The organism is Clostridium tunisiense TJ (genome assembly GCF_000300195.1).
Lineage (GTDB): Bacteria > Bacillota > Clostridia > Clostridiales > Clostridiaceae > Clostridium_J > Clostridium_J tunisiense.
In genome coordinates this window covers 38718-61229 of record NZ_AMQH01000009.1, presented here as the reverse complement: position 1 = coordinate 61229, position 22512 = coordinate 38718, and the positions used below count along the sequence as shown (strand labels likewise).

General features: G+C 30.9%; 26 protein-coding genes. 17 read left to right on the top strand and 9 right to left on the bottom strand.

Annotation, left to right across the window (positions count from 1 at the left end):
* Positions 1 to 46: 46 nt before the first annotated feature.
* Complete coding sequence (gene murC / locus C661_RS0108155) at positions 47 to 1420, bottom strand: UDP-N-acetylmuramate--L-alanine ligase (RefSeq protein WP_017414820.1); 1374 nt, start codon at positions 1418 to 1420, stop codon at positions 47 to 49.
* 183 nt (positions 1421 to 1603) lie between these two features.
* Between murC and C661_RS0108150 the strand changes: the two genes are divergently transcribed.
* The 3 genes from C661_RS0108150 (at position 1604) to C661_RS23595 (ending at position 2691) form a co-directional block, all read left to right on the top strand.
* Positions 1604 to 2179 carry a sigma-70 family RNA polymerase sigma factor gene (locus C661_RS0108150; RefSeq protein ID WP_017414819.1) on the top strand — a complete coding sequence of 192 codons (576 nt, stop codon included), beginning with the start codon at positions 1604 to 1606 and terminating at the stop codon, positions 2177 to 2179.
* A gap of 102 nt (positions 2180 to 2281) precedes the next feature.
* Positions 2282 to 2437, top strand: a complete 156-nt coding sequence (locus C661_RS23930) for a hypothetical protein (protein ID WP_192812653.1) — start codon at positions 2282 to 2284, stop codon at positions 2435 to 2437.
* Positions 2438 to 2535: 98 nt separating this feature from the next.
* Positions 2536 to 2691 carry a hypothetical protein gene (locus C661_RS23595; RefSeq protein ID WP_157785680.1) on the top strand — a complete coding sequence of 52 codons (156 nt, stop codon included), beginning with the start codon at positions 2536 to 2538 and terminating at the stop codon, positions 2689 to 2691.
* A 242-nt stretch (positions 2692 to 2933) separates the two neighbouring features.
* Here the strand turns inward: C661_RS23595 and C661_RS0108140 are convergent, their stop codons facing one another.
* Positions 2934 to 3230 (bottom strand): YciI family protein, encoded by a 297-nt coding sequence (locus C661_RS0108140; protein ID WP_017414817.1) that lies wholly within the window; start codon positions 3228 to 3230, stop codon positions 2934 to 2936.
* A gap of 151 nt (positions 3231 to 3381) precedes the next feature.
* On the opposite strand from C661_RS0108140, the gene C661_RS21500 reads away from it, so the two are divergent.
* Complete coding sequence (locus tag C661_RS21500; protein WP_017414816.1) at positions 3382 to 4572, top strand: metallophosphoesterase; 1191 nt, start codon at positions 3382 to 3384, stop codon at positions 4570 to 4572.
* Between the two features lie 178 nt (positions 4573 to 4750).
* A complete protein-coding gene (locus C661_RS22690; RefSeq protein ID WP_017414815.1) occupies positions 4751 to 7033 on the top strand; it encodes a sensor histidine kinase in 2283 nt (760 codons plus the stop codon).
* 257 nt (positions 7034 to 7290) lie between these two features.
* Here C661_RS22690 and C661_RS0108125 read toward each other — a convergent pair whose 3' ends face one another.
* The 4 genes from C661_RS0108125 to C661_RS0108105 form a co-directional block, all read right to left on the bottom strand.
* The gene (locus C661_RS0108125) at positions 7291 to 8529 is read right to left on the bottom strand and encodes a clostripain-related cysteine peptidase (protein WP_017414814.1); all 1239 of its coding nucleotides are present in this window, start codon (positions 8527 to 8529) and stop codon (positions 7291 to 7293) included.
* A 238-nt stretch (positions 8530 to 8767) separates the two neighbouring features.
* A complete protein-coding gene (locus tag C661_RS0108120; RefSeq protein WP_017414813.1) occupies positions 8768 to 9346 on the bottom strand; it encodes a hypothetical protein in 579 nt (192 codons plus the stop codon).
* Between the two features lie 348 nt (positions 9347 to 9694).
* Positions 9695 to 10381: a hypothetical protein gene (locus C661_RS0108115; protein WP_017414812.1), complete on the bottom strand. Its 687-nt coding sequence runs from the start codon at positions 10379 to 10381 to the stop codon at positions 9695 to 9697.
* An 850-nt stretch (positions 10382 to 11231) separates the two neighbouring features.
* Complete coding sequence (locus C661_RS0108105; RefSeq protein WP_017414810.1) at positions 11232 to 11924, bottom strand: cyclic nucleotide-binding domain-containing protein; 693 nt, start codon at positions 11922 to 11924, stop codon at positions 11232 to 11234.
* Between the two features lie 207 nt (positions 11925 to 12131).
* Between C661_RS0108105 and C661_RS0108100 the strand changes: the two genes are divergently transcribed.
* Together C661_RS0108100 and C661_RS0108095 are read left to right on the top strand one after the other, a co-directional pair.
* Positions 12132 to 12554 carry a DMT family transporter gene (locus C661_RS0108100; RefSeq protein ID WP_017414809.1) on the top strand — a complete coding sequence of 141 codons (423 nt, stop codon included), beginning with the start codon at positions 12132 to 12134 and terminating at the stop codon, positions 12552 to 12554.
* A gap of 11 nt (positions 12555 to 12565) precedes the next feature.
* Positions 12566 to 13009 carry a DMT family transporter gene (locus C661_RS0108095; protein WP_017414808.1) on the top strand — a complete coding sequence of 148 codons (444 nt, stop codon included), beginning with the start codon at positions 12566 to 12568 and terminating at the stop codon, positions 13007 to 13009.
* Between the two features lie 137 nt (positions 13010 to 13146).
* On the opposite strand, the gene C661_RS0108090 is transcribed toward C661_RS0108095, so the two are convergent.
* Positions 13147 to 13905 (bottom strand): L-type lectin family protein, encoded by a 759-nt coding sequence (locus C661_RS0108090; protein ID WP_017414807.1) that lies wholly within the window; start codon positions 13903 to 13905, stop codon positions 13147 to 13149.
* A 359-nt stretch (positions 13906 to 14264) separates the two neighbouring features.
* Between C661_RS0108090 and C661_RS0108085 the strand changes: the two genes are divergently transcribed.
* The 5 genes from C661_RS0108085 to C661_RS0108065 all read left to right on the top strand — a co-directional run bounded on the left by C661_RS0108085 (position 14265) and on the right by C661_RS0108065 (position 17846).
* On the top strand, positions 14265 to 14741 hold the full coding sequence (locus C661_RS0108085) for a hypothetical protein (protein ID WP_017414806.1): 477 nt from the start codon (positions 14265 to 14267) through the stop codon (positions 14739 to 14741).
* Between the two features lie 94 nt (positions 14742 to 14835).
* The gene (locus tag C661_RS21490) at positions 14836 to 15432 is read left to right on the top strand and encodes an MFS transporter (protein ID WP_083861635.1); all 597 of its coding nucleotides are present in this window, start codon (positions 14836 to 14838) and stop codon (positions 15430 to 15432) included.
* Positions 15433 to 15868: 436 nt separating this feature from the next.
* Entirely contained in the window at positions 15869 to 16231 is a 363-nt protein-coding gene (locus tag C661_RS0108075; RefSeq protein ID WP_017414804.1) for a GntR family transcriptional regulator, read from the top strand.
* Positions 16232 to 16233: 2 nt separating this feature from the next.
* Positions 16234 to 17106, top strand: a complete 873-nt coding sequence (locus tag C661_RS0108070) for an ABC transporter ATP-binding protein (protein ID WP_017414803.1) — start codon at positions 16234 to 16236, stop codon at positions 17104 to 17106.
* Positions 17107 to 17108: 2 nt separating this feature from the next.
* On the top strand, positions 17109 to 17846 hold the full coding sequence (locus tag C661_RS0108065) for a hypothetical protein (protein ID WP_017414802.1): 738 nt from the start codon (positions 17109 to 17111) through the stop codon (positions 17844 to 17846).
* Positions 17847 to 18075: 229 nt separating this feature from the next.
* Here C661_RS0108065 and C661_RS0108060 read toward each other — a convergent pair whose 3' ends face one another.
* Positions 18076 to 18552, bottom strand: coding sequence for a pyridoxamine 5'-phosphate oxidase family protein (locus C661_RS0108060; protein WP_017414801.1), 477 nt, complete (start codon positions 18550 to 18552; stop codon positions 18076 to 18078).
* Positions 18553 to 18726: 174 nt separating this feature from the next.
* Positions 18727 to 19878 (bottom strand): aminotransferase class V-fold PLP-dependent enzyme, encoded by a 1152-nt coding sequence (locus tag C661_RS0108055; RefSeq protein WP_017414800.1) that lies wholly within the window; start codon positions 19876 to 19878, stop codon positions 18727 to 18729.
* A gap of 150 nt (positions 19879 to 20028) precedes the next feature.
* Here C661_RS0108055 and yedE point away from each other — a divergent pair, with 150 nt between their 5' ends.
* The 5 genes from yedE (at position 20029) to C661_RS0108030 (ending at position 22449) form a co-directional block, all read left to right on the top strand.
* The gene (gene yedE, locus C661_RS0108050; protein ID WP_017414799.1) at positions 20029 to 21111 is read left to right on the top strand and encodes a YedE family putative selenium transporter; all 1083 of its coding nucleotides are present in this window, start codon (positions 20029 to 20031) and stop codon (positions 21109 to 21111) included.
* On the top strand, positions 21104 to 21310 hold the full coding sequence (locus tag C661_RS0108045) for a sulfurtransferase TusA family protein (RefSeq protein WP_017414798.1): 207 nt from the start codon (positions 21104 to 21106) through the stop codon (positions 21308 to 21310). Before yedE ends, C661_RS0108045 begins: the two co-directional genes overlap by 8 nt.
* Positions 21311 to 21547 (top strand): putative Se/S carrier protein, encoded by a 237-nt coding sequence (locus tag C661_RS0108040; protein ID WP_017414797.1) that lies wholly within the window; start codon positions 21311 to 21313, stop codon positions 21545 to 21547. It abuts the gene before it with no gap.
* Positions 21548 to 21762: 215 nt separating this feature from the next.
* Positions 21763 to 22059 carry a ribosomal protein L7/L12 gene (locus C661_RS0108035; protein ID WP_017414796.1) on the top strand — a complete coding sequence of 99 codons (297 nt, stop codon included), beginning with the start codon at positions 21763 to 21765 and terminating at the stop codon, positions 22057 to 22059.
* 72 nt (positions 22060 to 22131) lie between these two features.
* The gene (locus C661_RS0108030) at positions 22132 to 22449 is read left to right on the top strand and encodes a putative signal transducing protein (protein ID WP_017414795.1); all 318 of its coding nucleotides are present in this window, start codon (positions 22132 to 22134) and stop codon (positions 22447 to 22449) included.
* Positions 22450 to 22512: the final 63 nt, after the last annotated feature.

The following is a 22512-nucleotide window of genomic DNA, read 5'->3' as shown; positions in this document are numbered from 1 at the left end:
ATATTAGCCTAGGCTAGTTAGATATATTATTATTTCAGCTAGATATTTACTTTAGGTACATTTCTCCTACTTTATTTACATCCCCAGCACCAATAGTAAGAAGTAAATCTCCTTCTTTTAGGTTTTCTTTTAAGTAAGAAACTATTTCTTCAAAGCTATGGAAGTTAAGAGCTTTAACCCCGGTAGCTCTAATAGCATCTCCAAGAGTTATAGAACTAACAATTCCAGTATCCTTTTCTCGAGCAGCATATATATCAGCTAGGATTAACTCATCAACACCGTGAAAGCATTCTACAAAATCTTTGAATAAGGTTATAGTTCTAGTATAAGTATGAGGTTGAAATACCCCAAAAATTCTATTATGAGGATAGTTTTGTGCAGCTTTTAGAGTAGCTAGAATTTCAGTTGGGTGATGTGCATAGTCATCAATAACATTAATTCCATTTTTAACCCCTTTAAGCTCAAATCTTCTGTGAGTTCCTTTGAAGTTAGATAATCCTCTAGTAATAGATTCTTTAGAAAAATTCAGGGCAAGGGCGCAGCAAATTGCTGAAAGAGAGTTAAGTACATTGTGCTCTCCAGGAACGTTCAGTTCTACACTAAATAATTTTTCATCACTCTTATAGGCATCAAAGGATGCACAGCCAAGAGTGTTGTAAAATATATTCTTAGCTCTAAATTCACCATTATTTATTCCATAAGTCAGTACATTACACTTAGCATTTTCCACCACATCTAATACATCAGTATCATCTGCATTTGCAACCATATAACCATCTTTAGGGATTATATCTACAAACTGTTTAAAGGTATCTTTAATGTGGGCTAAGTCTCTATAATAATCCAGGTGGTCTGCATCTATATTAAGAATTATTCCAATATAAGGGTAAAATTTCAAGAAAGATCCCTTATACTCACAAGCCTCAGTAACAAAGTATTCACTGCTACCAGCAAGAACATTTCCATTTATTACATCAAGTTCTCCACCTACAAGAATAGTTGGATCCACATCTTCTTCTAGCACAATATGTGAAACCATGGAAGTAGTAGTGGTTTTACCGTGAGTTCCAGATACAGCTATGCCGTATTTATGGCCAAGCATGATTTTCCCTAAAAATTCTGCTCTATCCATCATAGGAATATTTAGTTGTTCCGCTTTTATAAACTCAACGTTATCAGGATGAACAGCAGCGGTGTAAACTACTAAGTCCACATCCTTTATGTTGTCACTATGATGACCAATGTATATTTCCGCACCTTTATTTCTAAGTTTATCTACTATGGAAGAATCCTTCATGTCCGATCCCGACACTTTATAACCATTCTTAAGTAGTATTTCTGCCAATCCACTCATGCTAATTCCACCAATTCCAATGAAGTGAACTTTTTTATTTGTATCCTTTAAAAAATCGAAAGACATGATAACAGCTCCTTATAATAAAAAATAGCTCATCTTTAAATTATATACAAAAATCTTTAAAAAGGACACTACGAAAATTAAAAATATAAAAATCGAAAAAATTCTAAAAGTTTTATTTATTTTTGTGAAACTTTTCTGTTTAAGCATATATAACTATTGATACTATATGAGGGGGAAGAGAATATGTATTATGAGGAGTTAATCATTAGAGCAAAAGAAGGGGATAAAATGGCCTTAGAGGAATTAATGATGAAATATAAGGGGCTTATTATTAAACATGGTAATAGTGTTTATATTAATGGTTATGACAAGGAAGATTTAATTCAAATTGGGTATATGTCAGTAATGAATGCAGTAAACAAGTATGATTTCCAAAAGGGAAATTTCACAGCTTATGTGAGCTTTGCAATACAAAAAAACTTCAATTATTTAATAAGGGGTAAAGCAAGGGAAAATTATGTTAGCAGTTTAGATTATTATATAGAAGATGAGGTGCAGTTAGTAGATATCATAAAGTCAGAAGAAAATATCGAGGGGGAATATATAAAAAAGGAAATTAAAAAAATAGTTCATCAGTGCATAAATGAGTTACCCGTGGAGTTAAGGGATATTATAGATTATCATTACATCAAAAATGAAGGCACTCTAAAAAAGTATTCAGAGGAAAAAAATATAAACTATAGAATTGTAACAAAAAGAAAAGGACAAGCTATTAGGCTTTTAAAGGAAGCTTTAAACCATAGAAATATAACTTATTAGGATTGAAACTATAGAATAATTTTATACGATATAAGGATAATTAGATGAAAAAGTTCCAATATTGAGAAAATTAACAAAAACCCTTCACTTTTTGAAATAAGTGTGTTAAAATATAAACAAAGAGCAAGTGAAAAATATTTTTTATTAAATATTGATTTTGTTAATAAAATTAATAGTCAAAAGGTTATTATCCTATCAGGAATACTATTTGCTATGAAAAAAATCACTGATGCCATGATTTATGGGCTGTATTCTTAATCATAGGATATTAATCTGTGGGAATTTTTAGCCACAAGTTGTTTTAGGAAATAATCCACTAAAGCTTAGACTTTAGTGGTATAATTATAGAGGAGAGTGTGAAAATGTTAACAAATATTGAATATCAATATGTAACATGGCAATTCAAACTTAAGAAAAGAGATGACAGAAAAGCAATTAATGAATTAGATGAAAGAATAGATGGAATGGATGTTGAATATTTAGGATGGCAATTTGAAGATATTCTAATCTAAGTAAAGAGCAGGCTTGTTTTGATTTATAGTTTTAAAAGGCGATTTAATTACTATTAAAAGAAGATAATTATCTTTTGAAATTTAATTAAACCTTTTGTTAATTAAGTGAAGTCCCTATAATTTATTATATACTCTTAAGGGTAGCTAAGGATGAATAGCTGCTCTTTTTTTGTTTTTTATGATTAATAAAAAACCTATAAAAAATACACCCCAAAATGAAAAGCTATTTTGAGGTGTATTTTTTACTTCATAAATATAGGAGAAACCTTGCAAGGTTTAACATCAACACTTTCCCATACATTTCCTTTGATATAAGGTTCTATGGCAAGCCAGTTGTCTAACTCTTTTCTAGAAGGGAAATCCACCATAAGCACAGAACCAATCATTTGATCCTTTTCATCAACAAGAGCAGCTGCACATAAAAACTTGTTCTCCTTAGCCATTGAAGCTGCAAGGGCTAAATGCTCATCACGATATGCAAGTCTTCTTTCAATAGCTTTTTCATCTTTTCCATCATAACCAGTAACTAAAAATTGCATAAACTCACTTCCTTTCAACATCTCCTATTATATACCTAAAAAGATTTCGTGAAAATCTCAGAAAATATGAATATGAAAACTCCCTGTGGAAATATTAAACATATATTCAATATGAACATATATAAAGTTGGTCTACGGAAGGGGTTTGTTTATGAGGAATTTTGATTTTAGAATTTTTTTCTTTGTTTTGATTGCCACTTCAGTTTATGCCATTGGAAACTACTATATAGGTAGAAGAGTCATGGAGAGAATACAGCATAGATACACACTTAATAATAGAATTTTTTGGATTATATTTTGGGTAGTTGCTTTAGCTTATGTTGTAAACCAAGTTGCGGGAGATTATCTTCCAGGTTTTCTCTCAACGCCAATGTTATATGTGGGGATTTATTATGTAGCAATTTTATCTTATCTAATGTTAGTGTTTCCAATAATTGATATGATAAGGCTTGCGAATAAAAGATACTCCTTTCTACCTAAAGATAGTGCTGCTTATAGCAATTTTAGTTTCTATGTAACTATATTTTTAGCAGTGGCCATTGGTACAATTTTAATTTATGGTACTTGGAGTGGTAGGAGTTCTTACGTTAAAGCCTACGATGTTAAGGTAAACAAAACCTTAAGAGAAGATAATTTGAAAATCGCATTAATATCTGACATACATCTTGGAGATTATATGGATGTAAAAAGATTAAAAAATTTAGTTGGGGAAGTCAATGAGATGAACCCAGACATTGTTCTTATTGCTGGAGACTTAATTGATAGCTCTATAAAGCCTTTCCTAGAAAATCAAATGGCCAAAGAATTAGGAAAACTTAATAGCCAATATGGAACTTATTTTTCCTTTGGTAATCATGATCTAGGTAGCAAAGTGCCACAACTAACGAAGTCCTTAGAGGAGGTAGGAGTTACTGTACTTAAGGACGACTTTAAACTGATCAATGATAGTTTTTATGTGGTTGGAAGGGAAGACGTAGCCATTAAAAGAATGGGTGGGAATAGAAAAAGTCTGAAAGATATTACCAAGGATTTAGATAAAACTAAACCAGTAATAGTAATTGATCATAATCCGATGAATGCTAGTCTTAAAGAAGCTCAAAATGAAAGGATAGATTTACAAGTGTCAGGACATACACACAGGGGGCAGTTTATACCATATAACTTTTTTACTAATAGAGGCTATGATTTGGTTTATGGTTATGATAAAAAGGAAGATTTTAATGTGATAGTATCTTCAGGGTATGGAACTTGGGGACCACCTATAAGAATAGGTAGCAGATCTGAAATTGTTCAAATAAATCTCACTAGCAATATGGAGCTGGTGGATAAAGGGTCTAACTAATAAATGGGATTAATGTTTTTTACAGGTTAATAAAGTATTGAAAGAGATAGGTTATAAGGAGTTTTAAGAGCACAGGAGTTAAATCCTGTGCTTTCCACATTTTACAAGAAAATATTACTAAGATATTTGTTGAATAATCTCTAAATTTTGCATAAAATGTAAACACGGGGTGATATTTATGAATAGTGAGAATTTTTATAGGGATGTTGTAAGAAAATCCTCCTTTGCTTATTTCTATGGCAAAGTGATAAGGGAAGATAATAGGGAAAATATTATAGATTTTATTATATTAGATGCAAATGAAGCCTTTAAAAATACAATGAAGCTGAAGGAAGAAGTTATTGGAAGAACAATAAGGGAAGTTTTTTCAACTTTTATCGGAAATAGTTTTTCTTGGATAGAATTTTTTAGCGAAGTACAAGCGGCTGACAGGGGTAAAACAGTTGAAGTATTTTTAGACAAGCTTAATAGTTGGTTTCAAATCCACATTACCCATTATGAAAATGATAAATTTATAGTTCAGCTTGTAGAAGTTCATAGAGAAGAACCATTTATAAAAGCATTGGTAAATAACTTACCTTTTTCAGCTTGGGCAAAGGATAAAAATGGCCGATATATTCTTGTAAATAATCATTATGAAAAGGATAGTGAGTTCTCACTAAATAAAGTTCGAGGAAGAACAGATTTTGAGCTTTGGGACAGAGAAAGAGCAGTGCAATTCTATAGAGAAGATAATGAGGTAGTAAAAAGTCAAGGAGATCAATGTGTCTATGAATATTATTTTAAGGAAATGTGGTATAAAACCTATAAAACCGCAGTTTACGATGAAAATAAAAACTTTATGGGGACAATTGGGTTTTCCATGAATATTGATGAGGGAAAGAAATTTAAAACTGAAATAAATAACAAGGATAAGTTTTTTAAGACTTTAATTAACTCAATACCTGACTTTGTATTTTATAAAGATATCAATGGAGTTTATTCAGGGTTAAATGAAGCAATTTTAAGAGAGTTTTTTGGTAAACAAGAGAAGGAGTTAGTAGGAAAAACCGATAGAGATTTGATTGAAGACTCTAAGCAAGTTGAAGAGATTTTATCACAAGATAGAGAAGTAATTAAAGCAGGAAAGTCTAAGGTTTATGAAGAAACTTTAACTTTAATAGATGGCAGTGTAAGACAGTACGAAACTATAAAAAGTCCCTTTTATGATGAGAATAATAATATAGTTGGGATACTAGGAATTTCTAGGGATATAACTCAAAGAAATTTATTTGAAAAAAAACTTATGGACAGTGAAGAAAAGTTTAGGCAACTAGCAGAAAATATTGATGGAGTATTCTATATAAGAGAAGGAGAGAAAATTACTTATGTAAGTCCAGGGTATGAAAAGATTTTTGGTAGAAGTTGTAAGGATTTATATAAAGATAGTTGGGATTACTACTCAGTAATTCATCCAGAAGATAGACATATAATTAATGAGGCAAAAGGTGAAAAGGAAATAGATAAGACTTACAGAATAATCAGTGCAGATGGAAAGATAAAATGGATATGGACAAGAACCTTTTGGGTAGAGAGTACCGGTATAGAGGATAAGCCTAGAGTACTAGGGATATCCCAGGATATTACAACTATTAAGGAAGCAGAAAGAGAAATTGAGAGATTAAGAACAGAATTTTTTGCAAACCTATCTCATGAATTTAGAACACCTCTTAACTTAATATTTAGTTCTTTACAAATGCTAGAGTTTAACTTGAGTAATGAAAAAAATGAAAACCTGAGAAGTTTTAAAAACTATATAAAGATTATAAAGCAAAATAGTTTTAGACTGTTAAGACTAATAAGCAATCTTATCGATACCACTAAAATGGATGCAGGTCATGTAGACTATTGTCCTGAAAATTATGATATAGTGAATTACGTTGAGGGGATTTGTGGATCTGTAGCAGGATTTGCTCAGGAGAAAGGCATAGAAGTTATCTTTGATACGGACTGTGAAGAGAAAGTAATTGCTTTTGATTTAGATAAGATGGAAAGGATAATATTAAATCTACTATCTAATGCTATTAAGTTCAATACTCCAGATGGAAAGATTGAAGTTCAAGTGGAAACTTCCAGGGATAAAGTACAAATATCTGTAAAGGATACTGGAATTGGAATACCACAAGATAAGCTCCAAGATGTGTTTGAAAGGTTTAAACAGGTGAATAATAGGCTAACTAAAATCAGTGAAGGTAGTGGTATAGGATTGTCCTTAGTTAAATCTTTTGTAGAATTACATGGTGGAACTATTGAAGTGAAAAGTGAGTTAGAAAAGGGAACAGAATTTATTATAATTCTACCGGATAATGTAGTACCCGAAGATGAAGATGTAGCTTGCAATAGTCAATTAGTATGTAATTCAAGAGTTGAAAGAATAAGAATAGAGTTTTCTGATATTTATGGTATAGATATTAGATGTTAATTTTGGGTCACTATATTAGTATAAACAAAATTTATACTTGAGCATATAATAATGTAAGGATATGCAATTTAAAATGTAAATTTATTTGTGTGTCCAATAAGGAAACCAAGTCTATCAGCTGTTGAAGACTTGGTTTTTGTTTTCTATTAATACGTAATGTGATACTAATAGCATGGGAACTAATATATATCCTATTTGTAATATGCAGGTAAAAAACTCCACAGCCAAGAAAAAGTACTGTAGGGTGAGAAGCATAGTTAAATCAAAGTAGTGTCACTCTTTATATCGGTTTTTAAACTTAATAAATAGTGAACAGAGGAAATAGAAGAATCTACAGTTCTTACCATAACCTTAGCTGTATTAATTTCAGAGGGATTAGCTGAACTAAGGAGTTTAGTCCAATAGTTTTCTTTTGAAAAGCCAAGCTTGCTATAAAATCCAATAAGCCTACCTATTTCATTACAAGTTATATTAATAGAAGAATTTAATCCAAGAAACTTATATTTGGTAGAAATAACAATATCCTGAATTTTTTTATTTATTTCCTCTATATAACTGGTTGAGAGATTATATAAGTTTGAAATTTCATCTAAATTATTAGAAACAGGCTGAAGGTTTTTTACTAGGCTTACAGGGCTAACTTTTATTTTTTTAACTAAATAGGATAAGGCAAAGTCAGAAAAAGTCTTTTTTATAGCGTCCATTTTATCTATATCCAACCTATAAGCAATTATGTCAAAAGGAAGAGTTGCTATAAGATTTTTTATAAATAAAGCTGTACTACTAAAATCGAGATTTTCTTCTAGAAAATTAATTAACTTTTTATAATCTAATCCCTCATAAGGAGCAAAATCAGTGTGGTTTATTAGAAACTTTATAACGTTGCTATATTGTGATACCTCATAAAGAGTTTCAATAGAGTTCATAAAGCACATGTCTAAAATCAAAATATCCACAACTGAATTAGCAGAAATACATGCTAAAGATATAGCTTTAAACATTTCAGGGATCCCCATAATGTATTTTTTATCATTGCTTAAGTCTGTAAGACCGCCTACAAAATTAGTGCCATGTCCTGAAATGATAAGCATATAATGGTCAGCACTATAGTTTTTCATTCCCCAAGTAACAAACTTATAGAGATTATTAGGGTCTGCCATATTTTGCTTACCTAAGTCTTCTATCAAAACTGGAGGTGAGCATAAGGTAATTCCTGAAGGGGGAAAGTCGTCAGTATAATTAGTACTAGGTAAAGAGTGATTTTTTCTAGTTTCTTCTAAAGGAGAAGAAAGAAAATATCTCCTTACACCACACCACTTGTCAGAGCTAGGAGAGTTATTGCTTCCTAAAAGTCCAATTTCCATAACTAAATTTACATTATCTAAGGTGTTTATACTCTTACATTGAAGAAAAGTATTATAGATAACAGTTTCCATTTCATTGTTTCCGTCGACATAAATTAAAATTGTCCATTTCTTTTTAACATTGATATTCATATCATTATCATCCTATACTTATTAATTATATAAATACTTTTAAATTAATCTATGGAAAATAGATAGTAAAACCTAATGCTAATGAAGTAAATTAAATAATGTTTACGGTATTTATAAAAATTATTTGTGTTTACTGCTTAAATTTAGGTTATGGGATTATAAAAAGCCAGGAATATAGATTCCTCTATAATCCTAGCTTAGAGCTAATCACTATCAGGTTAAATATAGATTAAAGGATTTAGCCTACTCCTAATAAGGTACAAGGACTAGTTAAATCAAAGTTTACAGATACTGTTACAACATTTAATAAAACATTACCATTAGGATCTAAAATTGGAGTTACAGCAGTAACTGTTGCAGTAATATCTCCATTAATAAAACCATCTTGATCTGTTGGGCATTGAGTTTCACAGTCATTTGCGCAGGTGTAGCATCTAATTCTGTCGATGAACTCACAGCCGTTGAAACAACTAACTAATTCATTTCCTGTAGGGATATTGCACAAATATCTAATACAACCTACATATCTAAATCTACTTAAGCATACTTGGCACTCAAATGGATCTCCACATGGAGGTGTAACTTCTTCCATTACATAGCAATTTTCTCTAACACATCTTAAGTTATTTTCTACTACTTCTAAGTTAACGGTATCTCCTACCATAGGAGGTGTACCTGTTGTACAAGTTGCAAAATAAAAAGTTACTCCGTTACTGCAATCAGCTGTAGTTTCGCATTCATTGCAGCAACAACCCATTGCTAATTCTTGTTGAGCTTGAAGCTCTCTGATTTTATCATTTAAAACATCTGATAACATTTAAATAATCATCCCTCTTTTATTTTATTTTAACTGCTTTAGACGTTAAAGTTTTATAAAACAATACTATTTTGAAAGTACTCAGATTTTAGCTTTTCACCTTTGATATATGGATATTTTGTTTCTTAAAAGGTTTGTCATAGTTGAGTTGAAAAGCTAATAGTAAAAGTCCCTAATGACGCTAACTAAAGGACTATTACTATATATTATTCTTATAACAATATAATTGTTACAAATTGTATATTTCCTTTATTTTTTATCGAAAGAGTATTTATAGAAATTAAGATTATAGATTTCTTAAGATGTGAATTTGCATTAGTATCTTAAGAGATTCTAATTTTAAGTTAATCATTCTTTTGCAGCTTCATTTGAAGGCGATTTTGGATTTTTAACTAGGGAATTAACATAATCTAAGGATGGAACTGTCTTAGCTAATATAGCTTTATCTATGGTCTCATTAATATTCAAGTTAGAGTTTTCTTTGGTAGTTAAAGGACTCTTGTCCAAAATATAATAGTTTAAATAGCAGTTTAATTCCTTTCCAACTAAGTCAGGAAGATGTTTATAAATTAGCTTATTTGGAAATTTAAAATCTAAAAGGAAAGCCGCTAGTTGCGTAGCATCGCTATTAGTTGAGTTGCTGAAATCAATTGGTATCATGGTTATTTTAATATTGTCATCAGCTTCTTCAAACTTACTAACTTTGCCCTTGAGAGAAGTTTTTATAATTTGGTTTTTATCTAGTAATTCTATGGTGCAGTCTTCTTTTGTATCATTTAGTTGAAGTGAAAATAATAAGTTTTTAGAAACAGCATCATTTACAGTAATTCCCCAAATTTTATTTTCAGCTATAACCGAATTAAAACTCATAAGAGGATAATTTAGCTTTATTCTAAAGGCAATATCTTCATCATCAATGTGATAGAATATTTTTTCAGGTTGAATCATAAAGTCCTTGTAGGAGTTTAACATATTGTTTTTTTCACTAGGACTTATGAATTCTTCAATCCAGTCAGCATCTGACTTTGGAAACATAACAACACTTCCTTATATACGTTTTTAAATGTAGATCCAATTTAAAAAAAAATGTAATATCATAGCATAATTTTAAAGCGGTTATGCAGGCAGTAAGCGCAAATATGCTAGGGTATTAGGGGTGTATAGAACATGCGTAATACTAATACACCTTACTATAATAGTATATGTACTAGCTTTCAAAAGGTTAAAGAATGAATTAGTTCAGGGTATCTAATGGTTTATATAATTATTTTTCTAAGGGATGCTATTTTTATTTATAGTAATCGAAAGTAAAGTGTAAAGTTATTAAATAGGATAAAAGTTAAGTAGCAATTCTATAATTTACTACATAGAATATATAGTGGTGTTAAAAGTACCACTGTATATTTTGCATTCTAAGGAGTGAACACAATGGCACGACCAATGGCCATACTAAGAATATTTAATGTGTCACATTTAAACTGGCAATACCATCTAACATTTAGAGTTTATCGTAGAGTTAAACCTAAGGGATTTAAAGGGTAATTTAAATAGTATTTATAGTAAACTGCACCATACCTAAACTTTCACTTAGAGCTTTTTAGGTTGAAATATAAAGTACCTCTAATGGAGAAGCGGTATAGTCATGTAAAGGCAAAAGGAAACTGATATTAAGCATATGCTAACATCAGTTTCCTTGTTTTGGGTTTTAGGCAAATTTTAATAAAGATTAGGGCTTATTTACTATAAAAAATATTCTTATATAGGAGGATATCTAGCTACAAGTAAATAATGGGCTGTAGATTTAGAACCCTCATGTATATATAGAAAAGGAGAAGTGGGTTAGCTGAATAGGTTTAAACATTTATCTTAGAAGCCTATACAACTTCTAGTTGTATAGATCTCCAGCTAATTCCTCCAGTGCAGCTCTATTTATAATTTTTAAAGCATTTTTCTCCTTTTTAATAATTTCTTTATCACAAAGTTTGTTAATAACTCTAATTAGATGTCTGTAACTAGTTCCAAGAAGCTCAGCAATCTCAGTGAGTTTTTGTGTTAGCAACTGCTCAGCAGGTGAAACTTTACCCTGGGGCACAATAGCTAAGATATAGCTAGCAAGTCTATTTTCTAAAGGATAAAGGAGGTTAATGGAACTTAAAATGGAGTTGTTTGTAAGCTTTTCTCCTAAACTTTTACACATATGCCTCAAGAAAGTCGAGTCATTGGAAGCATATTTTCTTATGTCTTCAAGGGATATACCAATACATAAGCACTCTGTTAAGGCCTGAAGATTGCAAGTAGCAATATCAGAATATAAAAATTCTACATCTCCCACTATTCTTAATGGATTACAAAACATTAAAAGCAGAGATTTCCCGTTAGCTAGAAGAATATAAACCTTAGATTTGCCTTCCACGAAGAAATAAAAATAATCCATTTTGCAGCCGGCTTTATAAATATGTTCATCTTTATTAAATAGATATAAATCCATATAAGAAGTCATATCAACACTAAACATATTATTTATATTGTATTTTTCTATATAAAAGTTTAATTTGTTTTTATTATTAATTTTTTTCATAGGCACCTCTTTTACGCTAAGAGAATATAGTTGTTCTCAAATTAAATAAATTTATTTATACACAATAGTATATGACATATGTCATACATTTAATAGCTTAATATTTGATATGCTAATAGTATGAGGTTGAGGAAAAAGTCAAATCTTATTTAAATTTATTTGAGGGCTTATTTCAAATGCCTAGAAATAATTAATCTGGAGGATTTTATGTACGAAATTTATGCAGTACTTATAGGGTTTTTAATTACTATAATGGTAACTTTCAATGGGGTGCTAGATAGTTATTTAAGCAGTTACTTTTCATTGTTGATAATTCATGTAGTTGGGCTTGTTACTTTAATAATTATTTTAGCGTTAAAAAGAGAGAAGCTAAATATTAAAAAAAATATACCTATATATTTATTTAGTGGAGGAGCCATAGGGGTTATCATGGTGTTTTTAAATAATTTATGCTTTGCTAAACTTGGAGCTTCTTTAACCCTAGCTTTAGGAGTTTTTGGTCAGCTACTTCTTGCAGCTTTTATTGATCACTTTGGATTATTTAGCATGAAGATTTATAGATTCCAAAAGAAAAAGGTTATTGGGTTTGGAATAATCTTAGTAGGAATAATTGTAATGACCATTTATTAAGGAGGAATAAAATGATTTATATAGTTTTAGCTATTATATGTGGTGGACTCACCATAGTTTCTATTATTATTAATGCTAATTTAGGTCAGAAGCTAGGAGTCTTTCAGGGAGGTTTTGTAAACTATGTTATGGGGCTATCTGTAACTTTAATTATAATAGCTTTATTAAGGCTAACGGGTAACTTTCAAATAGATAACTTTACGGGAATACCTTTTTATGCTTACTTAGGTGGATTTGTAGGAGTAATGGTAGTGGTAGCCTCTAATATAGTAATACCTAAAATACCAGCTGTGTACTCCACTGTACTAATTTTTATAGGGCAAATTTTTACAGGGCTTTTTATAGATTATATAAGGATAGGTAATATATCTATTGGTAAAATAGTTGGAGGGCTTATTATCATAGGTGGTATTATGTATAATTCCTATGTAGACAAGAGTATTTTAATAGAATAAAGCATGTTTTTAAGATGAAATAGTTTATTAAGCTAGAGTAAGGCCACATTAGGGTCTTTACTCTAGCTTTTTACATTAAGCCCAGTAAAGCAATGCTAGTAATTTATTTTTTTATGAGGATCAATTAAATTGCAATACTATTTAAGAGCCTCTACTATAACTCCACGGCCAGAGACCTGAACATATTGGTTTATACTAGTATCAATTGGATTATATTTGTTATCAAAGTACCATAGTAGAATACGGTGTTCTTCGCTTTGAGCCCCAGTGGCTCCTGTAAAACCAATAAAGCCACTATTTCTACCTAATAATGTTGGCAAATCAAAGTTAGCTAAATTCAATATTAAGGTTGAATTAGCACGTTGATTAGTAGTGCCTATTCTTACTTGTAAATTGCCATTATAATCTATCCATACATGATATTCTGTGCCATTAGCTACGTCAATTCCTACATTGTTCAAATTAGCTACGGAAATAGAAATCACGCTTCCATTAACATCAATTCCTGCATGGTTATTATTTATATCAAAAAGTGTAGGGTTTTCAAAAGTATCAAATTCAACGGCGAAGCTATTAGCTATACCAGAAATTTCATTGCTTTCACCATAACCTAAAAAAGCACCGTCAGCACCAAGGGCTGTATTTGAATTGGGTTGTATAACAAAGGTAAAACCATCTGCCCTAGAGGTGCTACCTATAATTCTAAATATAAAATAGGTGCTGAAGAACCCGTTATTTGGAAGTGGGATTATATTTCTATAATAGGCACTACCCCTTCTACTTGGTTCATCAGGAGTCAAAAGTAGATAGTTGTTCTCAATCACAGCATCTCCATTTGTTTTAATTGGTAAACTATTATTAAAGGTATCATATTTTAAAAATATTGGTATACTCAATTTTAAAATCTCCTTTTATTTATTTTTAGGGTTTCTATTTTGGGGATTATATCTAAAGGTCTCCCCTAATACATTATATGAAATGGACAAGAGTGGGTGCATTAGTAAAGAATAAGCTGGGAAACAACTTCTTTAATTAGCTATGATAAAGAAGTTGTTTTTTATGCAACTAAAATAAATTATAACTTTGATTAAACCTAGAGCTTTGACAAATACTATATAATGATTTAAGGAATGGAATAAAGTTCTAATTTAAGATAATATTCATCATAAAATTTAACATTTAGACATAAATACCCTATAAAAATCGAATATTATTTCGAATTATATAAGTAGTCTTAAAATTGGAGGTTGTAAATATGGCATATAATGTAATTGACTTAATAGACAAATCCATTGATATGGAGGAAAGAAGAAAAAAGTTATATGAAAATATAGGAAATCAGCAGAAGGAACACTCTTCTATAAATATAATGTCAAGGGTTTTGATAAAAAATATAGATAAGACTATTAACTATTATAAAGATTTAAATAGGGAGCTTAAAAACACAGAACTTGAGGAATTTGATTTTTGGACTTATGATAAAATCTCTTTTTTAATAAATGAATATAATAAAAAACAGCATTCAGTAACCTTTAGTAATGTGAAGGATTATATAAAGTTTTCTTTGAACTTAGAGAAGGATATGTATTCCTTGCTTATAGATATCCAAGGAAGATTTATAAAATCCACAGAAGACACCCATACAAAGACTTATAAGATATTATCTGATATAATAAGTAGTAGGGCTAATCATATCGAAACCTTAGAAAAGATACTAAAAGCTAGGAGTTAACTCTGAAGAGGATTTGGCCTTAAAATGGTTGGAAAGAAACTATTTTAAAGGATTAAGTAATCTCAGGTAGTAAGAATCTAAATTATAGAAAATTATGTTGATGGGACTTACCCTGCTTTTATTTTCCTTTATAATTGTTATTTACTTTATAGTATTCTCACAATTTAACTTTGGACTTTCCCTTCAAATTGGAGAAGTCTTTGGAGAAAAGTCTGCAACCATCTTTGGAAGTTTAATGACAGTAAATGCAGTGATGTGCAGCATAATTCCTATGTTCTTAACTGCAATTACAGAAAAGCTTAATTCTTCTTTAAGCATTGCAGTAGGGGGAATCTTCTATGCTATTGGGTTTGGCATGATGTTCTTTATTAATTGGTATCCACTATTTATACTTTCAACAATGATTTGGACTCTAGGAGAAATTTTAATCTCTACTAATACTAATGTGTATATAGCAGATCATACGCCAGCTTCCCATAGAGGAAGATTTAATTCTATTTTTCCAATAATAAGAAAGCTGGGATTTATGGTAGGACCTATTATTGCTGGATTATATGTTAAGTATACAAGTATTAGAAAACTACGGCTATTTGTTGGTGGAATTTCAATTTTAGCAGCAATTTTGATGTACAAGCTTTGCTTAATGGATAGTAAAAAGGAAGAATTAGGTCAAATAGCAATAGAAGAATAGGATTAACACTTGTTTTAGAGAAATTCTAGGAAGTTATAGGGATAGTCGTAGAGATAACGATTAATATAACAAATATGGAGTAAAAATTAGCATTGAGGGGCATAGCCTTAATAAAACGAATTATAATAATTTCAAAGAAATCATATATACAATGAGTTAAAAGGTGGTTAACAAGACTACCTTTTATTTTTTATGTCTTAATAATATGTAGTATAGTTAACAGCGCATTGACAATAAGTTTACTTCTTAACTCATTAGGATGAGATAGGGATATGAACCTATGAATTAAAACTTAGTATGTAAAAGCTCACTAAATGCCGTAGATAAATAGTATGTAGAATATTAACAAAATGTAAATTCTAATAAAGGTAGTTGCCAAAATAAGTCATAGGTCATATACTTAGTTATATAAGTAATTAACCAATGAGGTGATGAAGTGAAAATAGATTTTAATAGTGAAATTCCTATATATTTGCAACTAGCACAATCTGTTGAAGACTCAATATTAAAGGGAATATATGAGGAAGATACTCAGATACCATCTACTACAGAGATTTCTGTAACTTATAAGATTAATCCAGCTACAGTTGGAAAGGGGTATAACTTATTAGTTGATGAAGGTATCATTTACAAAAAAAGGGGTGTAGGTATGTTTGTTACTGTGGGGGCTAAGGAGAAATTAATGGACAAAAGAAGAGAAAGTTTTTATAAGAGCTATGTGGAAACCTTAATTGAAGAAGGTAAAAAGCTAAATATTTCTATTGATGAAATTATTAAAATGTTAGAGAGGAGTAAATAATCATGGGTGTAATAGAAATTAAGAATATGTCAAAGTACTATGGAAATTTTTGTGCCTTAAAGGATATATCACTTAAAATAGAACCTAATAAAATTTATGGACTCCTTGGAAGAAATGGTGCAGGAAAGACCACTCTTTTAAATCTGATTAATAACAGGTTATTCCCAACAGAAGGGGAAATCACCATAGATGGAGAGGGCATTCTTGAAAATGATAAGGCTATAGGAAAAATGTTTTATATGACAGAAAAGGACCTTTATCCTGAAGCAATGAAGGTAGGCAAAGCCTTTGTGTGGACTAAAGAGTTTTATCCTTCTTTTGATATGGAATATGCTATGGCACTAAGTAAAAAGTTTTCCTTAAATACAAATAAGAAGATTAAGGCACTTTCTACAGGTCAAAATTCTATAATGAAGCTTATAATTACTTTAGCTTCTAATGCAGAAGTTTTAATGTTTGATGAGCCAATATTGGGATTAGATGCAAACCATAGAGAGTTATTTTATAAGGAACTTTTACAGAACTTTATTGATAAGCCAAAGACCATAATTTTATCTACTCATATTATAGAAGAAATTTCAGATATCCTTGAAAGAGTAATTATAATAAAAGATAAGGCCATTGCAGTAGATGATAGTGTGGAAAACCTATTAGAAAGAGCTTATTCTGTAGCTGGAGCAGCAAATAAGGTAGATGAATTTATAAAGGACAAAAATCCTATTAATACAGAGGTATTAGGAAGCTTTAAAAGTGCTACAATTCTTGGAGAGCTTACGGCAAAAGATAAAGAAACAATTAATTCTTTTGAATTGGAAATCAATAAGGTGGAACTACAAAAATTATTCATCCACTTGACTAACGAAGGGGGGAATTAACTATGAAAAGTTTAAAAGTAGCAAAGTACCAGTTCTTTGAGGTTTTAAACTCAATAAAAGTATATTATGCTATAGTAATAGCTATATTTTTAGCAATAACCTTATTAGCAACGACTAATGGTGGAGAAGTTAGTTCTTCAGGAATAGAGTTTTCCACTATGATATTTATCTTTATTGCAGGGCTTAATTCTTTTAAAAATAGCTTTAAGTTTACTCAAGGGAATAATATATCAAGAAAAACCTTTTTTCAGGGGTTAATGATAAGCACCTTACCAACGGCAGCTCTTATGGCTGTAGCAGATGTAATATTAAATAGAATTTATAATCTCTTTGTAGTTTGTCCTACCATGTATGACATGTTATATTATAAAGGCTTTGGACAGAATGCTTGGAGTCAAAGTAATAGTTTAGGCACATTGTTTGGAACTGTAATGTTTTTAATATTTTTATATATCATGATCTTTAATCTTGGAATTTTTATAAACCTGATATACTACAGAAGCAACACTGTTTTAAAGGTTATAATCTCAGTAGCCCCTTTTATACTAATAACTTTAATTGGTAATTTTCATGACTTATTTCCACAAGAGTTTTGGAATGGAGTGGGCAATTTCTTAGTAAGTGCTTTTGGACTTAATAATTACAATGCATATGCCGCAATTTCTAGTTTCTTTGTTATGGCTGTAGTACTTTCAGGATTTACATTTCTTTTAGTGAGAAGAGCTGTAGTTAAAGATTAACCTCCTAGAAAGTAAATAAATTAGGAGTATAATTTGCTTAGTCCTTATTACTCCCCAAAAAAATAATAAGATACACCTTTTGAGAAGGTGTATCTTATTTATATAGCTTATATTAACAATTAGCTAATCCATGGGAGGCAAATGTCTGTAGAAGACGGTTTTTCTTAGCTGTTTAGTAATGTAATTTATATAGATTTTGGATCAAGGGAGCAAATTATAAGTAATATTTTTACTTAACTGTTTTGTTGATAAAGTTAATTTCATACTTATTTTCACCGTATTTTTCTGCATTGTCAATAATTGTACCTTCTGTGAGGGTGATACGCAGAACGATCGAATCAGGATTGTCCTCATCACCGACTTCATCAAACCATCCAAAGATTTTTTTAAAATTAGCTCTAATTTCTGCATTCTTCTCGTCTTTAACCCAACCGAGATTTTCAGCCCTGCCCTGGAAGGTATACCAACCTAACCCCGCAACAGAAACCTCATTGTTCTTCTCAATTTGTAACATTTTATTTTTTCTTGCATCTGTAGAAACATAAAACATGCCATTTTCATAATAGGCACAAACCATACGGGCAGCAGGGCGAGGACTGCCGGCAGCATTTGGGGATAATGATATTGTGGCAAGTGCAATAACCTCCTCCTTACCATTTCCGCAAAGTTCCTTCATAAGTTTCATCGCATCTTCGTATTTGCTCATTTTTAAATTTCTCCTTTCAAATTTTTTTGTAGTGTAAATATAATAAGGCTACTTGAAGCATGTCCAAGACTTACAATTACAGCCTTAGCCACAAAGCAGAAACAAGAGGGTGAGGATGAAATTCATCATGAAACCTTACATTGTTAGTATTTTACAATTTTCAAGCTTAATAGATCAAAGATTTATAATTGTTTTTATAGCATTTACTGTGTAATTCACTTCTTCAATAGTATTAAAACTACTAAAACTAAACCTCACTGTTCCATCTGGAAAAGTTCCTAGAGTTTTATGGGCAGAAGGGGCACAATGGAGACCACACCTTGTTGATATTCCGTAGTCCTTGGAAAGTAGGTAAGATATCTCTCCATTATCTTGATGAGTAAAATTTAGTGACACCACCGCAGTTCTATTTTCTATAGTTTTAAGCCCTATTATTTTCACCTGAGGAATTCTACTTACTTCCTTTAAAAATATATTTGTGAGTTCTAATTCTTTAGCTTTTATATTCTTAATACCTTCATTTAAAATATATTTCAAGGAAGCATTGAGTCCGTATATACCTGGAATATTCAGGGTTCCGCTTTCAAATTTATCTGGCATATACTCAGGCTGAACTTCATATTCAGACAGGCTACCAGTTCCCCCTTCAATTAGAGGAGAAATCTTTTCTACAAGGTGCTCTCTAATTAAAAAGCCACCAATACCTTGGGGTCCAAGTAGACTTTTATGACCTGTAAAACAAAGAATATCTATATTCATTTTGTTCATATCAATATCTAAAAAACCTGCTGTTTGGGCTGAATCTACTATAAAGGTAAGATTATTATTTCTGCAAAAGCTTCCTACCTCTTCTAAGGGAAGAACAGTCCCACACACATTTGAGCTGTGAGTCATAATCACTGCTTTAGTATTTGGTTTAACTAGCGGGGTGAGGCAGTTAACATCTAATTCCCCAAGACTATTACATTTAGCAATGGAATAAGTTACTCCTAGTTTTTCTAGAGAACTAAGGGGTCTCATTACGGCATTATGCTCCATAGAAGAAACAATTAGGTGATCCCCTTTCCTTAAATAACCCTTCAATATTACGTTTAAGCTTTCAGTTATGCTTCTAGTAAATATTACATTTTCAACTTTATTAAAATTAAATAACGTGCATAGCAATTCTCTAGTTTCAAAAACTATATTTTCAGCTTCATAGGAAGCATCATAAGCCCCTCTGTTAACATTTCCACCTATATCTACAAGATATTTTGTTATGCTCTCTACAACTCCAGGAGCTTTTGGAAAGGAAGTGGCACCATTGTCCAAATAAATCCTATTCATATTAGCCCTCCTTTATAAATATGACAAAATTATAAGAAATAATAGATAAAAAACTTCTATTATATATTGCAATTTAAGGTTTTGTGAAGTGTATGTTAAAATTTATATGCATAGTTAAATATTAACAAATAATAAAAGGGGAGTAAAGATATGAAAGAAAAAAGAGGCATTATCATTGCCGGAGCAATCATAGGTGTTTTATCTGTTTTGTTAGTTTACTTTGGTAACCCTAGAAACATGGGAGCTTGTGTAGCATGTTTTATAAGGGATACTGCAGGTGCTCTTGGATTACATAGAGCAGAAGTGGTGCAGTATATTAGACCAGAAATTATAGGAATGGTTCTTGGAGCTTTTCTAATTTCTTTAGGCTCAAAGGAGTTTAAGGTAAAGGGCGGTTCTTCACCATTTTTACGATTTATTCTAGGTTTCGTTGTAATGGTAGGAGCTTTAATGTTCCTTGGATGTCCACTTAGAATGGTATTAAGACTTGCAGGGGGAGACTTAAATGCCTTAGTTGGATTACTAGGTTTTGCAGCAGGGATATTCTTAGGAATTCAATTTTTAAATAAGGGCTTCAGCTTAAAAAGAAATTATACGCAAACTACCATTGAAGGTTATGCCTTACCTTTAATTTCCATAGGATTACTAGCTTTAGCTATAATTTCACCAGCTTTTATAATATTAAGTCAAAAGGGACCAGGTTCACAGCATGCGCCAATTTATATAGCATTAGCTGCAGGATTAATTATTGGAGTTGCTGCTCAAAAAACAAGGCTTTGTATGGTTGGCGGAATAAGAGATTTAATCATGTTTAAAGATACTTATTTAATATCAGGATTTATTGCTATTTTTGTATTTACTATAATAGGAAATCTAATATTAGGATATTTTAAATTAGGTTTCGCTGAACAATCAATAGCTCATGCAGATGGCTTATGGAATTTCTTAGGTATGGCTCTTGCAGGTTGGGCTTCTGTACTTTTAGGAGGATGTCCACTAAGACAACTTATTCTAGCAGGAGAAGGCAATGTAGATTCGGCTATAACTATCATGGGAATGGTAGTAGGAGCAGCCTTTGCACACAACTTCAAATTAGCAGCTAGTGCGCAAGGACCAACAGCTAATGGCAAGGCAGCTGTAATTATAGGCTTTATAATACTAGGACTTATTTCCTACTTCAATATAGAAAAAACTATGAATTTTAAGGTTAAAGGTGGTGTTTCTGTTGACTAAGGTAGATGCAAGAGGAATGAGTTGCCCTCAACCAGTAATAATAGCAAAGAAAACTGCTGAGGGTAATCCTAATGGCTTTCAAATTTTAGTAGACAATAATACAGCTAAAGAAAATGTAATGAGATTCTTAAAAAATGCAGGGTTTAGAGTAGAAGTTAAAAATATCAATGAAGATTATTTGTTAAAGGCTTCAAAATAAATGGAATACATTGCAATATTCTTCACTCATTCAGGAGCTATTAAATATCATAGATATCTAAATTCTGTAGGAATTAACAACGAAACCATGCCAGTACCAAGAAAGTTAAGTTCTAATTGTGGAATAGGAGTTAAGTTCTCTAAGAAAGATAGTATAGAAGACATCATTACAGAAGACATTGAGAAAATTTACAGGTTAGAAAATAAAGTTCACACTGTAATTTATAATTGTGATTAGGGAAGAAGCTTAGCTTCTTCTTTTTTTAAGAAACTAAATTTAATGCTAATTTTAAAAATGAATATGCTTTTTATCGAAGAGTTAAGGCTACGGGTTAGTTTTTTACTAAGAATTAAGTGTTTTTACCCTTAAATTTTGAGTATATTTTTCTTCAGGGGATAATGCAATATATGGTATAATTTACACAATATATTTATAATAGGGGGATGTAGAATATGGGTGATAATTATCTTTTAATAATTATAGGGGTAGCGTTTATTACAATATTAGCAAGTATGGTTAGTGGACTAAAAAGTGATATTAATCGTATGAACCTAACTCTAGAGAAAATTGCAAAACAAGTTGGAGTGACTGGAACGGTAATTGAGAATATAGATGAGGAATTGATAAATTTAATTTTACAAGGCAAGAAGATTAAGGCTATTAAAAGATATAGAATGGTTACAGGTATTGGGCTAAAAGAAGCTAAAGACTATATAGATTCTTTAGATGCCCAGCAGTTTAAGAAATAAAAAGCATCTAAATCCATTACAAATAGGAGTTGCAAATTTGCCTAAATAAGTAGAATAAGGGGGATAAAATAAATGTATTGTAATAAGTGTAAATCAGAGTATATAGATGGAATTGAATTATGCCCTGAGTGTGGTAGAAAATTGGTAGAAAATCAACATTCTAGTAAAGAACAGGTAGCTGAATATCAAGAATTAATAACTGTTGCCATTACTACTAATTATTTCTTAGTGCCTTTGGCTAAATCAATTTTAGAGTCTGAAGATATAAACTATTTCGTAAAGGGTGAACATCTTATGAATATGCCACGGTTCATGATACCAATGGAAATACAAGTGACAAAAGAAGATGAGGAAGTGGCAAGGGAGCTTTTAAAGGATTTAGATCTATAGCAGAAGCTGCAACTTATTATTGATAAAGAGATAACTCATTGATTAGTAAAGGGGATAGAAGTA

Bases quoted from the DNA above. Each gene is read 5' to 3' on its own strand.
- yedE (WP_017414799.1), top strand. From the start codon at position 20,029: ATGAAAGAAAAAAGAGGCATTATCATTGCCGGAGCAATCATAGGTGTT.
- C661_RS0108055 (WP_017414800.1), bottom strand. From the start codon at position 19,878: ATGAATAGGATTTATTTGGACAATGGTGCCACTTCCTTTCCAAAAGCT.
- C661_RS0108125 (WP_017414814.1), bottom strand. From the start codon at position 8,529: ATGAATATCAATGTTAAAAAGAAATGGACAATTTTAATTTATGTCGAC.
- C661_RS0108030 (WP_017414795.1), top strand. From the start codon at position 22,132: ATGTATTGTAATAAGTGTAAATCAGAGTATATAGATGGAATTGAATTA.
- C661_RS0108150 (WP_017414819.1), top strand. From the start codon at position 1,604: ATGTATTATGAGGAGTTAATCATTAGAGCAAAAGAAGGGGATAAAATG.
- C661_RS21500 (WP_017414816.1), top strand. From the start codon at position 3,382: ATGAGGAATTTTGATTTTAGAATTTTTTTCTTTGTTTTGATTGCCACT.
- C661_RS0108035 (WP_017414796.1), top strand. From the start codon at position 21,763: ATGGGTGATAATTATCTTTTAATAATTATAGGGGTAGCGTTTATTACA.
- C661_RS0108140 (WP_017414817.1), bottom strand. From the start codon at position 3,230: ATGCAATTTTTAGTTACTGGTTATGATGGAAAAGATGAAAAAGCTATT.
- C661_RS0108095 (WP_017414808.1), top strand. From the start codon at position 12,566: ATGATTTATATAGTTTTAGCTATTATATGTGGTGGACTCACCATAGTT.
- C661_RS0108105 (WP_017414810.1), bottom strand. From the start codon at position 11,924: ATGAAAAAAATTAATAATAAAAACAAATTAAACTTTTATATAGAAAAA.
- C661_RS0108040 (WP_017414797.1), top strand. From the start codon at position 21,311: ATGGAATACATTGCAATATTCTTCACTCATTCAGGAGCTATTAAATAT.
- C661_RS0108060 (WP_017414801.1), bottom strand. From the start codon at position 18,552: ATGAGCAAATACGAAGATGCGATGAAACTTATGAAGGAACTTTGCGGA.
- C661_RS21490 (WP_083861635.1), top strand. From the start codon at position 14,836: ATGTTGATGGGACTTACCCTGCTTTTATTTTCCTTTATAATTGTTATT.
- C661_RS22690 (WP_017414815.1), top strand. From the start codon at position 4,751: ATGAATAGTGAGAATTTTTATAGGGATGTTGTAAGAAAATCCTCCTTT.
- C661_RS0108065 (WP_017414802.1), top strand. From the start codon at position 17,109: ATGAAAAGTTTAAAAGTAGCAAAGTACCAGTTCTTTGAGGTTTTAAAC.
- C661_RS0108100 (WP_017414809.1), top strand. From the start codon at position 12,132: ATGTACGAAATTTATGCAGTACTTATAGGGTTTTTAATTACTATAATG.
- C661_RS0108115 (WP_017414812.1), bottom strand. From the start codon at position 10,381: ATGTTTCCAAAGTCAGATGCTGACTGGATTGAAGAATTCATAAGTCCT.
- C661_RS0108085 (WP_017414806.1), top strand. From the start codon at position 14,265: ATGGCATATAATGTAATTGACTTAATAGACAAATCCATTGATATGGAG.
- C661_RS0108070 (WP_017414803.1), top strand. From the start codon at position 16,234: ATGGGTGTAATAGAAATTAAGAATATGTCAAAGTACTATGGAAATTTT.
- murC (WP_017414820.1), bottom strand. From the start codon at position 1,420: ATGTCTTTCGATTTTTTAAAGGATACAAATAAAAAAGTTCACTTCATT.
- C661_RS0108120 (WP_017414813.1), bottom strand. From the start codon at position 9,346: ATGTTATCAGATGTTTTAAATGATAAAATCAGAGAGCTTCAAGCTCAA.